At 63.1% G+C, this 14,281-nt stretch carries 12 protein-coding genes; 10 read left to right on the top strand and 2 right to left on the bottom strand.

All coding sequences use genetic code 11. The features are described from left to right. The first annotated feature begins 91 nt into the window (after positions 1-91). The 4 genes from pgsA (at position 92) to D9V28_RS05670 (ending at position 2,714) form a co-directional block, all read left to right on the top strand. Positions 92-724 carry a CDP-diacylglycerol--glycerol-3-phosphate 3-phosphatidyltransferase gene (gene pgsA / locus D9V28_RS05685; RefSeq protein ID WP_229727732.1) on the top strand — a complete coding sequence of 211 codons (633 nt, stop codon included), beginning with the start codon at positions 92-94 and terminating at the stop codon, positions 722-724. A 76-nt stretch (positions 725-800) separates the two neighbouring features. After that, positions 801-1,271 (top strand): FHA domain-containing protein, encoded by a 471-nt coding sequence (locus D9V28_RS05680; RefSeq protein WP_121658920.1) that lies wholly within the window; start codon positions 801-803, stop codon positions 1,269-1,271. Between the two features lie 54 nt (positions 1,272-1,325). Beyond that, entirely contained in the window at positions 1,326-2,021 is a 696-nt protein-coding gene (ftsR, locus tag D9V28_RS05675) for a transcriptional regulator FtsR (protein ID WP_121658670.1), read from the top strand. A 147-nt stretch (positions 2,022-2,168) separates the two neighbouring features. After that, a complete protein-coding gene (locus D9V28_RS05670; protein ID WP_121658669.1) occupies positions 2,169-2,714 on the top strand; it encodes a MerR family transcriptional regulator in 546 nt (181 codons plus the stop codon). Between the two features lie 160 nt (positions 2,715-2,874). Here D9V28_RS05670 and D9V28_RS05665 read toward each other — a convergent pair whose 3' ends face one another. Further along, positions 2,875-3,693 carry a ParA family protein gene (locus tag D9V28_RS05665; RefSeq protein ID WP_121658668.1) on the bottom strand — a complete coding sequence of 273 codons (819 nt, stop codon included), beginning with the start codon at positions 3,691-3,693 and terminating at the stop codon, positions 2,875-2,877. 75 nt (positions 3,694-3,768) lie between these two features. Between D9V28_RS05665 and D9V28_RS05660 the strand changes: the two genes are divergently transcribed. The 3 genes from D9V28_RS05660 (at position 3,769) to def (ending at position 9,072) form a co-directional block, all read left to right on the top strand. Then, positions 3,769-7,176 (top strand): pyruvate carboxylase, encoded by a 3,408-nt coding sequence (locus tag D9V28_RS05660; protein ID WP_121658667.1) that lies wholly within the window; start codon positions 3,769-3,771, stop codon positions 7,174-7,176. A 73-nt stretch (positions 7,177-7,249) separates the two neighbouring features. Beyond that, positions 7,250-8,584: a MinD/ParA family ATP-binding protein gene (locus tag D9V28_RS05655; RefSeq protein WP_121658666.1), complete on the top strand. Its 1,335-nt coding sequence runs from the start codon at positions 7,250-7,252 to the stop codon at positions 8,582-8,584. Beyond that, the gene (gene def / locus D9V28_RS05650; RefSeq protein WP_121658665.1) at positions 8,581-9,072 is read left to right on the top strand and encodes a peptide deformylase; all 492 of its coding nucleotides are present in this window, start codon (positions 8,581-8,583) and stop codon (positions 9,070-9,072) included. Before D9V28_RS05655 ends, def begins: the two co-directional genes overlap by 4 nt. Positions 9,073-9,175: 103 nt before the next feature. On the opposite strand, the gene D9V28_RS05645 is transcribed toward def, so the two are convergent. Continuing rightward, positions 9,176-10,999 carry an AMP-dependent synthetase/ligase gene (locus tag D9V28_RS05645; protein ID WP_121658664.1) on the bottom strand — a complete coding sequence of 608 codons (1,824 nt, stop codon included), beginning with the start codon at positions 10,997-10,999 and terminating at the stop codon, positions 9,176-9,178. A gap of 175 nt (positions 11,000-11,174) precedes the next feature. Between D9V28_RS05645 and D9V28_RS05640 the strand changes: the two genes are divergently transcribed. From D9V28_RS05640 to D9V28_RS05630, 3 genes are all read left to right on the top strand, one after another. Then, positions 11,175-12,137 carry an ROK family glucokinase gene (locus D9V28_RS05640; RefSeq protein WP_121658663.1) on the top strand — a complete coding sequence of 321 codons (963 nt, stop codon included), beginning with the start codon at positions 11,175-11,177 and terminating at the stop codon, positions 12,135-12,137. A 17-nt stretch (positions 12,138-12,154) separates the two neighbouring features. Continuing rightward, positions 12,155-12,844, top strand: a complete 690-nt coding sequence (locus tag D9V28_RS05635; RefSeq protein WP_121658662.1) for a lysophospholipid acyltransferase family protein — start codon at positions 12,155-12,157, stop codon at positions 12,842-12,844. A 63-nt stretch (positions 12,845-12,907) separates the two neighbouring features. Continuing rightward, complete coding sequence (locus D9V28_RS05630; protein WP_121658661.1) at positions 12,908-14,275, top strand: class II 3-deoxy-7-phosphoheptulonate synthase; 1,368 nt, start codon at positions 12,908-12,910, stop codon at positions 14,273-14,275. Positions 14,276-14,281 lie beyond the last annotated feature (6 nt).

Here is a 14,281-nt window from a genome sequence, read left to right as displayed (position 1 = left end):
TCAGGAAATCAATGAGAAAACGCCCTCGTAGGGGTGTCATGCTTCACAGGTCTTTCCGCGGCATCAGAAGCACGTCCATTAGGCTGGCCGGGTGAGCAGAGAAGGCGATTCCCTCGTGAGTGACCGCATCCTGACGGTTCCGAATCTGCTGAGCTTTCTCCGGCTCGCGCTCGTTCCCGTATTCCTCATCCTGCTTGTCGAGGGGCAGGACATCTGGGCGCTTGTCATTCTCGCTGTGTCAGGATTTACCGATTTTCTCGACGGCTTCCTGGCACGCCGACTCAACCAGGTCTCCCGACTTGGCCAACTGCTCGACCCGGCGGCCGATCGTCTCTACATTCTGGCCGCGCTGCTCGGACTGGCCTGGCGCGAATTGATTCCGTGGTGGCTCGTGATCGTCATCATTTCCCGTGACGTGATGCTGCTGGTCATTGGAATACTGCTGGCGCGTATCGGCCACGGTGCTTTCCCGGTCAACTGGGTGGGGAAGTTCGCAACGGCGTGTCTCTTTGTTGGCCTCCCGCTATTGATGCTCGGAGCCGCGTTGCCGGACGTTCACGGCTACGCGCAGCCGTTCGGCATGATTTTCGCCATCGTCGGCGCCGTGCTTTACTGGTGGGCCGGCATCCTCTACCTCGTTGACACCGTCCGCGTGAAAAGAGTGCACCCAAAGCACCCGGGTTCATCACACACGGACCTCGGATCAGATACGCTGGAAACCTAGGAGGTTCACGGTGTCATACCCCCACGAGCAGAACCCCCCGACCGGGGACGAGCAGAATCCCCCGACCGGGGCTTTTTTGCGAGAGCCGGCCGCGTACGACAGTGCGACCGGCGCAGTTGCAAACGATACGACAGCGAGCTTCAGTCGCGATCTGAGTGCGGCGCTCCAGGCAGTCGAAGCGGATGTCAGCGCTGACGAGAGAGAAGCCATTGCGGCGCTTCCGTCAGGGTCGGCACTGCTGATCGCTCGCAGGGGTCCGAACACAGGCGCTCGCTTTCTTCTCGACGCCGATGTGACGACGGTTGGCCGGCACCCGGATGCCGATATTTTCCTCGACGACGTCACGGTGTCTCGGCGGCACGCAGAATTTCTTCGCCACGGCGTCGCATTCGAAGTGCGCGATCTGAACTCGCTGAACGGAACGTACTTCGATGGTGTGCGCATCGACAACGCCATGTTGAGCGATGGAGCGGAAGTGCAGGTCGGAAAGTTCCGTCTCACTTTCTACCCGTCACGCGTCGACCTGAACGCTCAAGCGGGCGCCTAGCCTGTGTCAGCCCAGGCGGCCAGGCAGCACGGGGCTGAGCGCGGGCAGGAGAATGTGCGCGCGGGTCAAGCGCGCAAGGGGCAGTCATCGCCCGCTCTCCTTGGAATAGGCCAGGTGCTCGCGCGGCTGGCGAAGGAGTTCCCCGACCTCAGTAACTCGAAGCTGCGTTTCCTGGAGGAGCAGGGCCTCGTTTCGCCGCGTCGGACGCAGTCCGGCTACCGGAAGTTTTCCCCTGACGATGTGGAGCGGCTGCGCATCATCCTCTCGATGCAGCGTGACCACTATCTGCCGCTCAAGGTGATCCGCGGCTATCTCGACGATTTGGACGCTGGGCAGTCGCCCGCTCTGCCTGGGGGCACTGGCCGCGTTTCAACGATCATTCCCGCAGGCAGGCGGTACCAGCGTGAGGAATTGATCAAGGAGGCGGGAGCATCCGCTTCACTGTTTAATGACGCGATTTCTGCCTCACTGATTACGCCGTCGGAAACATACACCGATGACAGCCTCGGTGTGCTTCGTTCGCTCGTCGCGCTCAAACGGTGCGGCATCGAACCCCGGCACCTGCGCGGCTACCGCGCGACCGCTGAACGGGAAGTCAGTCTGATCGAGAGTGCACTCTTGCCGATCTCGCGGAAGGACGACGCCGGCAGCAGGGCGCGCGCCGCAGAACTGTCCGGTGAGATCGCTGGGCAGCTCGACGTGATTCGTGCGAGCCTCGTTCGGTCGGCGCTCGGCAGGCTCACCTCGTGAGCCCGGCGCGACGGCAGGTCACAGAATGATCACGGCAGCTCGACACGCCGGGCTCGCTGAGCCGATGTCGTTGATCGAAACGGCCCGGCTCTGTAGCGTTGACAACGTGGCACCCGCCGCAGCCTTTTTCGACAGGAGCACCAACGGATGAGCGAGAATACCGCCAACGACAATGCTCGGTACGACCTGGGGCTGCTTTTCACCGACGGCATGCCGGACCTGGACGACCAGTCAGGCTACCGCGGCGCCGTTGCCGCGCGTGCTGCCGGCATCAGCTACCGTCAGCTCGACTATTGGGCCCGTACCGGCCTCGTTGAGCCAACCGTGCGTGGTGCGGCCGGTTCCGGGTCGCAGCGGCTCTACGGGTTCCGCGACATTCTTGTGCTCAAACTGGTCAAGAGATTGCTCGACACCGGAATTTCACTTCAGCAGATTCGAACGGCCGTCAACCAGCTTCGCGAATCCGGCATCAATGACCTGGCCCAGACCACACTCATGAGCGATGGCGCCAGCGTGTACCTGTGCACCTCGGACGATGAGGTCATCGACCTCGTCAGTCGTGGCCAGGGCGTTTTCGGTATCGCCGTCGGCAAGGTTCTGCGCGAAGTCGAGAGCACACTCATCGAGTTCGACAGCCAGACAGCCGATCCGATGGACGAACTCGCGGTTCGTCGCGCAGCGCGCACCGCGTAGGTTCTTCCTCACGTCGCTCGCCTTACCGTGGTAAGGCGAGCTTTTTCTTGCCCACAGGTCCGCGCCAAAGCGCTGCGCGAGCGAACGCCCGTGTAAGCCTTCAGCGTTCCGAAGTGGGCAGCGCTGGCGAGCCCGCACTGCTTAGGAGTGCTGAGGTAGGTTACCGAGCTGCTTTTGCGGGGTCAGCGTACTCGCCGACTCGGCCAGTGCGGAGCACGCGATCGAGAAGCAGGTCGAAGTTGTTCGCCATCTCCTGAGCGCTGTCGCCAGGCCAAATGTGAAGCGGCTTTGCCGCACCCTGGGCCTGCTGCAACGAAGTGCGCTCTGGCAACTGCGGGCTGAGCACCAGGGGACCGAACATGTCGCGGAGCTCCTTGATGCGGAACTGGTGCTCAAGTGACTGCGAACGGACACGGTTGACCACGATGCCCAAAGGCTGGAGTCGGGGGCTGAGGCCGCGCCGGATCTCTTCGATGGCGCGGAGCGCGCGGTCAGCGGCGGCGACGGAGAACAGGCCAGGCTCGGTGACAACGACAACGCGGTCACTCGCTGCCCACGCCGTGCGGGTCAGTGCGTTGAGTGATGGGGCACAGTCGATGAGAACGAGGTCGTAGTCGTCCTCGACGTGGGCGAGGGCTTCCTCGAGCTTCCAAATGTCGCGAATGGACGGGTGAGGGCCGTCGAAGTTAATGGCTGACGGGCTGCCGATGAGCACGTCAATGGTGCCCGGGTGTGTCTTCGTCCAGCCGCTTGGCGAGATCGCCTGGCGAACGGTTTTTTCCTTCGGCGACGCGAGAACGTCAGCGACGTTCAATCGACCCGCGAGGGCAATATCCATGCCGGTCGACACATCTGACTGTGGATCGAGATCGACGACGAGGGTTCGGACGCCCTTGGCGAAGGCCGCGGAGGCCAGGCCAAGGCTGACTGTTGTTTTCCCGACGCCTCCTTTGAGGCTCGAGACGCTTAGTACGTGCACAAGTAGATACGTTACCTTCACTAAGCTGGCAGAACCTAACTGTTCCCTGTGCGCTGTGTTGCCAGAGAGGTCTGCATGTTCAAGAAAATTCTCGTTGCCAACCGAGGTGAAATCGCTATCCGCGCTTTTCGCGCTGCTTATGAACTCGGGGCAAAAACCGTTGCTGTCTTCCCGTACGAAGACCGCAACTCTATGCACAGGCTTAAGGCCGATGAGGCATATCAGATCGGCGAGCCCGGTCACCCGGTTCGGGCATACCTCGACGTAGCCGAAATTATTCGTGTCGCACTGGAGTCAGGCGCTGACGCGATTTACCCCGGTTACGGGTTCCTCTCCGAAAACCCTGAGTTGGCTGAACAAGCCGCTGCGAACGGCATCACCTTCATCGGCCCAACGTCGAACGTGCTCGAGATGGCCGGAAACAAGGTCACTGCGAAGACGCACGCGATCGAGGCGGGCGTGCCTGTTCTCGCATCAACGCCCGCGTCTCGGAACATCGACGAACTGCTCGCAGGAGCAGACGCTGTCGGCTTCCCGCTGTTCGCCAAGGCTGTCGCGGGTGGAGGTGGACGCGGTATGCGCCGTGTCGCCACGAAGGAAGAGCTCGCTCCGGCGCTGGCCGAAGCCATGCGTGAGGCAGACAGCGCTTTTGGTGACCCGACAATGTTTCTTGAGCAGGCCGTACTGCGTCCGCGTCACATCGAAGTGCAGATCCTCGCTGACGCTTCTGGCGGCACCGTTCACCTCTTCGAGCGCGACTGCTCTGTGCAGCGCCGCAACCAAAAGGTCGTCGAGATCGCTCCGGCGCCGAACATCAGCGATGAACTGCGTCAGGCACTGTACCGCGACGCCATCGCCTTCGCGCGATCGATCGGCTACGTCAACGCCGGTACCGTCGAGTTCCTCCTGGACACAGCCGGCGAGCGTAAGGGCCAGCACGTCTTCATTGAAATGAACCCGCGTATTCAGGTTGAGCACACGGTGACCGAAGAAATCACCGATGTCGACCTCGTCCAGTCGCAGATCCGTATCGCAGCGGGGGAGACCCTCGCCGACCTCGGGCTCAGCCAGGACACCATTTCGATGCACGGTGCCGCTCTGCAGTGCCGCATCACCACGGAAGACCCGGCGCAGGGTTTCCGCCCGGACACCGGAAAGATCACCACCTACCGCTCGCCGGGTGGAGGCGGAATTCGTCTCGACGGCGGAACCATCAACCCCGGCGCTCAGATCAGCCCGCACTTCGACTCGATGCTCGCGAAGATGACCTGCCGCGGCCGCGACTTCCCGGCCGCCGTTGCACGCGCGAAGCGCGGGCTCGCCGAGTTCCGAATCCGCGGTGTCTCCACGAACATCTCCTTCCTCCAGGCTGTTCTGGAAGACCCGGAGTTTGTTGCCGGTGACCTCAGCACGTCGTTCATCGACGAGCGCCCCGAGCTGGTGCGCGGGCGGGTTTCCAAGGACCGTGGAACCAAGATCATGAACTGGCTCGCCGACGTTACGGTGAACCAGCCTCACGGGGCACGGCCGACGAACTTCCACCCGGCCGAGAAACTGCCGACGCTCGACCTGACCACGCCGGCCCCCGCCGGATCTCGGCAGCGCCTGCTCGAACTCGGACCGCAGGGCTTCGCCCGCGCGCTGCGGGAACAGACAGCGTTGGCCGTCACGGAGACCACCTTCCGTGACGCGCACCAGTCGCTCCTCGCGACCCGCGTGCGCACCCGCGACCTGCTCGCCGCTGCGCCCTACGTCGCCAGGCTCACCCCCGAGTTGCTCTCCGTTGAGGCATGGGGTGGCGCGACGTACGACGTCGCACTGCGTTTCCTCGGCGAAGACCCGTGGGAGCGGCTGTCCAGCCTGCGTGAGGCCCTGCCGAACGTCGCCATCCAGATGCTGCTCCGCGGTCGCAACACGGTCGGTTACACGCCGTACCCGACAGCGGTGACGGATGCTTTCGTGCGCGAGGCAGCGGACAGTGGCGTTGATATCTTCCGGATCTTCGACGCTCTGAATGACGTCAACCAGATGCGGCCGGCGATCGACGCTGTGCTCGCAACCGGAACAACTGTCGCCGAGGTCGCCGTGTGCTACACCGGCGACCTGCTCGACCCGTCCGAGGACCTCTACAACCTGGACTACTACCTCCGGCTCGCCGACGACATCGTCTCCGCAGGAGCACACGTTCTTGCCATCAAGGACATGGCGGGTCTTCTGCGTCCCGCCGCCGCGGCAAAGCTCGTCTCTGCTTTCCGTGAACGCTTCGATGTGCCCGTTCACGTCCACACTCACGACACGGCGGGTGGCCAGCTGGCCACGCTGCTTGCCGCGAGCCAGGCCGGCGCGGATGCGGTTGACGTTGCGAGCGCTCCGATGGCCGGAACCACAAGCCAGCCATCGGCATCCGCTCTCGTCGCAGCGCTCGCGCACACGGAACGTGACACGGGACTTTCCCTGCAGGCTGTCGCGGATCTTGAGCCGTACTGGGAAGCGGTTCGTCACATCTACAAGCCGTTCGAGTCAGGCCTCGCCGGCCCGACCGGGCGCGTGTACACCCACGAGATCCCCGGCGGCCAGCTGTCGAACCTGCGCCAGCAGGCGATCGCCCTTGGGCTCGCTGACCACTTCGAGCTGATCGAGGACATGTACGCCGCCGCGAACCGGATCCTCGGTCGTGTGCCGAAGGTCACGCCGTCGTCAAAGGTTGTTGGTGACCTCGCGCTCTACCTCGCCGCTGTGAAGGCCGACCCGGCCGACTTCGCCGAGAACCCGGACAAGTACGATGTGCCGGACTCGGTCGTCGGCTTCATGGCCGGCGAACTGGGCGACCTGCCCGGTGGCTGGCCTGAGCCCTTCCGCAGCAAGGTTCTCGCTGGCAGGAACATCAACATCGAGGTCGCCCCGCTGAGCGACGACGACCAGGCGCAGCTCGACGGCACGTCGGTCGAGCGGAGGGCAGCTCTGAACCGCCTGCTGTTCCCCGCACCGACGCAGCACTTCCTGCAGACCCGTGAACTCTTCGGCGATCTCTCGGTTGTTGACACCATCGACTACCTCTACGGGCTCGAGCCGGGCCAGGAGCACGTCATCGAGATCGACAAGGGTGTCCGCCTGTACGCGGGCCTTGAGGCGATCGGTGAACCGGACGACAAGGGTATGCGCACGGTGATGACGACGCTGAACGGCCAGTTGCGGCCGGTGTTCGTGCGAGACACGAGCATCAAGGTCGAGACGAAGCCCGTCGAGAAGGCAGACACGTCGAAGCCGGGCCAGGTTGCCGCGCCGTTCTCCGGTGTTGTTACCGTCAAGGTGGCCGAAGGCGATGTCGTCGAGGCCGGCCAGCCTGTCGCGTCGATTGAGGCCATGAAGATGGAGGCGGCAATCACCGCTGCTGTTGGCGGAACCGTCGAACGTGTGGCGATCTCAACGACCCAGCAGGTGGAAGCCGGCGACCTGATCGTGGTGGTCAAGCCGGGCGCGTAACGCTTGTTCTGGGCACGGGGGAGCGCTGACACCTAAACTAAGGGGTTGAACCCGAACGAAGGGGGTTGCTCCCATGGCACCCACTCAAGGCGCAGGGGGTAGCGCGCGACACTCAGGCGACAGGTCCGGAAAGGACGTTGCCGCTGAGCCGGTGCTCTCGTCCGCAGACACAGACACGGCGTCGATCGACCCGATCGACGCCGTGTCGTCACGGGCGACGGTCTCCGTCCAACTGCCTGCAGCGCCGATCCACGACATTCCCGAAGATGAGCAGGCCGTCGCCATCGACGACGTTGCAGTGCAACCCGACTACCTGGAAGCCGGCACCGAGCCTTCGACGGAGTCTGTCGTTCTGCACGCTCCCGTTCCGACGCCGGAGGTCCAGCCGGCGCCGGTGAGTGTGAGTGCCAGGCGATCTGAGAAAGGCGGACCCGAATCGTCAGATCTTCTCACCAGCGAACGCCTGCTTGAGGGAACCCACGGCAGCCGGACACCACCGGAGGGCTTCTGGCGCAAGCTCGTCTACGACGTCAGCGGCCAGCGCGTCCACCTCGGTGATTCTGCCGAAGCCGCAGCGCGCAAGGACCTCGACGAGCGCATCCGCAAACACTTTCACGGTGGCGCCCGGTTCGTCCCGGTCCTCACCCGCAAGGGCGGTGTCGGCAAAACGACGGTAACCGCGCTTCTCGGCATGGCTCTCGCTGACACTCGCGATGACCGGATCATCGCGATCGACGCCAACCCCGACCGCGGGACGCTCTCCGAACGCATCGCAAGACACACCGATCACACGGTTCGCGACGTCGTTCGCGATGTCGACTCGATCCACGGCTACAACGAGTTCTCCACTCTGGTCGCTCGAGATGAAACCCGACTCGACGTACTGGCGTCAGACACCGATCCGCTGCTGTCCGAAGCGTTCAACGCCGACGATTACGACATCGTGGCTGACATCGCCTCGCAGTACTACTCACTCGTACTCACCGACTGCGGCACCGGCATCGTGCACTCCGTCATGGGTGCGACATTACGGCGAGCGGATGCTGTCGTCATCGTTTCCGGATCAAGCGTCGATGAGGCGCGACTCGCGTCCGAGACCCTGACCTGGCTTGAGCGGAACGGCTACGAGCACCTCGTGTCCAACGCAATAGTCGCCTTGAATACGGCGACGCAGGGGTCGCACATGGTGAACCTCGGCGAGATCGAGAGCCACTTCAAGTCGCGGGTCCGCGAGATCGTCCGAATCCCGTACGACCCTCAACTCGCAGCCGGTTCCGCCATCTCCTTCAAAGACCTCAAACCCGTGACACGGCACGCAGCTCGGACTCTGGCCGCGCTTGTCGTCGCGGGAATGCCCACAACACGACCGACACTTCCCACATCATCCCCGACCGAAAGACGCCAGTGACAGAACGACAGATCCGACTTTTCGGAGACCCGGTGCTCAAGACCTCATCCGACCCGATCACCGACATCGATGACCGGGTCCGCGGGCTCGTTGACGACCTCCTCGACAGTGTGCGGCTGCCCGGTCGCGCTGGCGTCGCCGCAAGCCAGATCGGCGTCAACCTGCGGGCGTTCAGCTACAACGTCGACGGTGAAATTGGGTACATTCTCAACCCCGAACTCGTTGAGACACGGGGCGAGGCTGAACTCGTTGACGAAGGGTGCCTCTCGGTGCCAGGGCTCTGGTATCCGACACCGCGCTACCCCTTCGCTCGTGTGACAGGGATCGACCTCGACGGTAACCCCGTGGAGGTCTCCGGAACCGGCGTCCTCGCACAGGCGTTGCAGCACGAAACCGACCACCTCAACGGCATGCTCTACCTGGACCGGCTCGGCAAGGAACACCGCCGCGCTGCCATGAAGGAAGTCCGGGAGAGCAGCTGGTTCTGAACCGGCGCTGCACCACGAGACGGCGGAACCTGGTACAACGAAAAAGCACCCGATCTGGCTTGAACCAGGGCGGGTGCTTTTTCGTTGTCGAAAGCGGGTCGGCCTATTTCAGCGACATGCCCTGGGTCGGAGCGTCAGCGTAGAGACCGTCGATGATGGGCGCAAAGTCCTTGAGGATGACGTGACGCTTGATGCTCAGCTTGGGCGTCAGGTGCCCGCTCGCCTCGGTGAACTCCGTATTCAGAACGACGAACTTTCGGATGGACTCCGCCCGGGACACCCGGGTGTTCGCGTTGTCGATGGCCTTCTGGATCTCAGCGAGTACCGCAGGGTTCTTCGTGGCTTGCTCGAGTGACAGGGACGCGTCCTGGCCGTTGTTGCCGAGCCAGGTGCCGATCATCTCGGAGTCGAGAGTGATCAGAGCGGAGATGAACGGGCGTTGATCTCCGACGACCACGACCTGGCCGACGACCGGGTTCGACCTGATCGGGTCCTCGAGCGCGGCAGGGGCAACATTCTTGCCGGCAGCGGTGACGATGATCTCCTTCTTGCGGCCGGTGATGGCGAGGTTGCCATCCGCGTCGAAGGTCCCGAGGTCACCCGTGCGGAACCAGCCGTCGTTGAACGACTCGGCTGTGGCCTCTGGGTTCTTCCAGTACTCCTTGAAAACGTTGTTGCCTTTGACCTCGATCTCACCGTCGTCGAGGATGCGGATCGACACCCCGGGCATTGGCGGGCCGACGGTGCCGATCGGTGTCTTGCCCGGACGACCCACACTCGCGGGCGCCGTGGTCTCTGTGAGGCCGTAACCCTCGAGGATTTCGATGCCTAGACTGTGGAAGAAGTGTCCGAGCCGTGATCCGAGAGGGGCCGAACCGGAGACGGCGTACTCAATGTGACCGCCCATCGCGGTGCGCAGCTTGTTGTAGACGAGCTTGTCGAACAGCATGAACTTGGCCTTGAGCCCGAACGGGACCTTTCCGGCCTGCCGTGCCTTCGAGTAGTCCACTGCGACGTCAGCGGCGGCGCGGAAGATCTTGCCCTTGCCGCCGGCTTCAGCCTTTTGCTCAGCCGAGTTGTATACCTTCTCGAAAACGCGAGGAACCGCGAGGAGGTACGTCGGCTGGAATGTGCTGAGCGCCGGGAGCAGCTGCTTGGTGTCAGGCTGGTGTCCGGTCTTCACGCCGGCGTGCACGTTGAGCACTGAAATGAAGCGGGCGAAGATGTGCGCCAGCGTGATGAAGAGAAGGGTCGATGACCCGTTCTTCCCGTCCACAACCTCGTGAAGTGCGACGGCGGAGTTACGCGAAAGCTCGACGAAGTTTGAGTGCGTGATCACGCAGCCCTTCGGCTTGCCCGTAGACCCGGAGGTGTAGATGAGCGTCGCGATGTCCGCGCCGACGGCGAGCGAACGGCGACGCTCGATCTCCTCGTCCGGCACATCAGTGCCGGAGGCAGACAGCTTGTCCAGGTCGCCGAGGGCGATCTGCCAGACGTTACGGATCAATGGAAGGTCGGGGTGAACCTCGTCAAAGCGGGCAAAGTGGTCAGCGCTCTCGAGGATGACCGCGACGGCACCCGAGTCCTCCATGTTCCACTGAACCTGGCTCGGGGAGCTGGTTTCGTAGATCGGTACCAGGATGGCGCCGGTGAACCAGGTGGCGAAGTCGATCAGCGTCCACTGGTAGCTGGTTTTGCACATCAAGCCGATTTTGTCGCCCGGCTCAATTCCTGCAGCGGTGAACCCTTTGGCGAGGGCGACGACCTGGCGGAGGAATTCCTCGGCGCTGACGTCTTTCCATCCTCCGTTGTCCGGAAGAGCGAAGAGGGGGGCCGTTGGTGTGAGTTTTGCACGCTCGACCAGCAGATCCGTTGTGTTCGCTGTCGGGTCGGCGGTGACAACTGCTGGGACATCGAACTGTTCCAAGGTATCTCCTTCGGTACCTAAAGGGGCAGGGTACGTCTACTCTAGGGGGCATCCGGCCTCGAATGCGGGCGAGATCACGCGGGTTGGACCGGATCACTAAACTGAGCGGTACTCGCGCGGGCTGTGCTTGTCGCTTTCGTCAGACCATCCATTCTGGTTTCAACTGGAGGTTCCTGTGCACGCCATCGGTATAGACATCGGCGGAACCAAAATCGCCGGCGCACTCGTTGATGAAGAAGGCGACATCCTCCGTGAGGCTCGTGTACCCACGCCACCGACCGCGCAGCTGATTGAAGACGCGGTGGTCGCCATGGTGACCGACCTTGCAATGGGCGAAGCCATCGAGGGTGTCGGGGTCGCCGCTGCCGGCTTCATCGACGCCGCACAGTCAACCGTGTACTACGCGCCGAACATCAGCTGGAGGAACGAGCCTTTCCAGGCTCGCCTGGCTGCCAGGCTGCACCTCCCCATCGTCATCGACAACGACGCAAACGCAGCGGGGTGGGCTGAGTTCCGCTTCGGCGCCGGCCGACTTGTCAGCGACATGGTGATGCTGACCATTGGCACCGGCGTCGGCGGCGCCATCGTCACCGAGGATCGCCTCTTCCGCGGTGGTTTCGGCGCTGGCGCCGAACTCGGACACATGCGCCTCGTGCCAGACGGCCACCCCTGCGGCTGCGGCCAGCACGGCTGCCTCGAACAGTATGGCTCGGGCCGCGCACTCCTTCGCTTCGCCAATGAACTCGCTGACGCTGGCGGAATCGGGCAGGCCCTCGCCGATCGCAGGGCACTGACCGGCGAACTCACCGGAAACGACGTCGCGGACCTCATCATCGCCGGCGATGGCGGCTCACTGGCAGCCCTCCGCCAGCTCGGCCACGGGCTCGGCCAGGGCTGCGCCAGCCTCGGCGCTATCCTCGACCCGCAACTCTTCGTGATCGGCGGAGGAGTGGCGCAAGCGGGCGAGCTGCTGCTCGAACCAATCCGCAACGCATACCTCGAGCACCTTCCGGCCCGGGGTTACCACCCTGAGCCCGAGTTCCGAATCGCGGAGCTCGTGAACAACGCCGGCGTCGTCGGCGCAGCCGACCTTGCGCGTGTCGCCGCACGTCGCACCGCCGACTCAGCGCAGCTGTAGAGCATACTGGGACGACGATGTTCTACTGGTTCATGAAGTACCTGGTGGCTGGCCCACTCCTGAAGTCTGTTTTTCGTCCGTGGGTGATCGGCCAGGAGAACATCCCCAAATCCGGCGGGGCAATCCTCGCGTCGAACCACCTGTCGGTGATTGACTCCGTATTCCTTCCGCTTTACCTGGACCGGCGGATCTCGTTTCTCGCCAAGAGTGAGTACTTCACCGGCAAAGGGCTCAAAGGTTGGGCCACGCGCATGTTCATGACCGCGACAGGGCAGCTGCCCATCGACAGGTCCGGCGGCAAAGCCTCAGAGGCATCTCTTCGTACCGGCCTCCGCATTCTCGGTGGGGGAGACCTGTTGGGTATCTACCCCGAGGGCACTCGAAGCCCGGACGGCAAAATGTATCGAGGTCGCACCGGCGTAGCGCGGATGGTCCTCGAAGCCGGTGTGCCGATCATCCCGGTTGCGATGATCGACACCGAGAAGATGATGCCGATCGGCACCACGCTTCCGCGAATTCGGCGCATCGGCATCGTCATCGGCAAACCGCTCGACTTCAGCCGTTTCGAAGGTATGGAGGGGGACCGGTTCATTCTTCGGTCCGTCACCGACGAGCTGATGTACGAACTGCAGCGACTGAGCCTCCAGGAGTACGTCGACGTTTACGCGACGAGCGTCAAGGAAAAGGCCGCAATCGAATCGCGGTAGTCTGGGATCGTCGCTCATTTCCCTTTGAAATGGGCATTCCCTCCTTTTAGAACAGGATGTTCCGTGGTAGATCCAAACGATCCGGTGGTTTTGGCAGATGACTCTGTGATTGCCGGTTTGGACTATTGGCGTGAGCTCCCGATCAAGCAGCAGCCCGCCTGGCCCGACGCTGATGCCGTTGCTCGTGCGTCGGCGCAGATCGCGTCCTTCCCACCGCTCGTCTTTGCCGGTGAAGTAGACATTCTGCGTGAGCGCCTGGCGCGGGCAGCATCAGGTGAAGCCTTCCTGCTGCAGGGCGGAGACTGCGCAGAAACTTTCGCCGGAGCGACGGCAGACCAGATCCGCAACCGGGTGAAGACTCTCCTGCAGATGGCCGTCGTGCTGACCTACGGCGCGTCCATGCCGGTGATCAAGATGGGCCGGATGGCCGGTCAGTTCGCGAAGCCCCGCTCGAGCGACACCGAGACCCGTGGCGATGTCACCCTGCCCGCGTACCGGGGCGACATCGTGAACGGTTACGACTTCACTCCCGAGTCACGACGCGCCGACCCTGCCCGGCTCGTTGAGGGTTACCACACGGCCGCATCGACGCTCAACCTCATCAGAGCCTTCACGCAGGGTGGTTTCGCCGACCTCCGTGAAGTGCACAGCTGGAACAAGGGCTTCGCATCGAACCCGGCCAACCACCGGTACGAGCAGCTCGCGCGCGACATCGACAAGGCCATCCGGTTCATGGAGGCAGCTGGCGCCGACTTCGATGAGCTCAAGCGCGTCGAGTTCTACACCGGTCACGAGGGTCTTCTGATGGACTACGAGCGCCCGATGACCCGGATCGACTCCCGTACCGGAACGCCGTACAACACGTCCTCTCACTTCCTCTGGATTGGTGAGCGCACTCGCGATCTCGATGGAGCGCACGTTGACTTCCTGTCTCGGGTGCGCAACCCGATCGGCGTGAAGCTCGGCCCAACCACGACACCCGAGACGATGCAGAAGCTGATCGACAAGCTCGACCCGAATCGTGAGCCTGGTCGCCTGACCTTCATCACCCGCATGGGCGCAGGCAAAATCCGAGACGCTCTGCCTCCGCTTCTTGAAGCAATTCAGAAAACGGATGCTCGCCCGCTGTGGGTGACCGACCCGATGCACGGCAATGGAATCACAACGCCGAATGGGTACAAGACGCGTCGCTTTGACGACGTGGTCGATGAGGTCAAGGGCTTCTTCGAAGCGCACCGCGAGGTCGGAACCCATCCGGGCGGAATCCACGTCGAGCTCACCGGTGACGACGTCACCGAATGCCTCGGCGGCTCGGAGCAGCTCGACGAAGCAGCACTCGCGACACGCTATGAGTCGCTCTGCGACCCGCGGCTCAACCACATGCAGTCCCTCGAGCTCGCCTTCCTGGTGGCAGAGGAACTGGCCAAGTAACAACTC

It is taken from the genome of Mycetocola zhadangensis (genome assembly GCF_003668565.1).
Lineage (GTDB): Bacteria > Actinomycetota > Actinomycetes > Actinomycetales > Microbacteriaceae > Mycetocola_A > Mycetocola_A zhadangensis.
The sequence above is the reverse complement of the archived record's forward strand: the minus strand, read 5'-3'. Positions and strand labels throughout refer to the sequence as shown.

Coding starts and splice junctions, on each gene's coding strand:
- D9V28_RS05670 (WP_121658669.1), top strand. CDS start 2,169: ATGAGCGAGAATACCGCCAACGACAATGCTCGGTACGACCTGGGGCTG.
- D9V28_RS05660 (WP_121658667.1), top strand. CDS start 3,769: ATGTTCAAGAAAATTCTCGTTGCCAACCGAGGTGAAATCGCTATCCGC.
- D9V28_RS05655 (WP_121658666.1), top strand. CDS start 7,250: ATGGCACCCACTCAAGGCGCAGGGGGTAGCGCGCGACACTCAGGCGAC.
- D9V28_RS05635 (WP_121658662.1), top strand. CDS start 12,155: ATGTTCTACTGGTTCATGAAGTACCTGGTGGCTGGCCCACTCCTGAAG.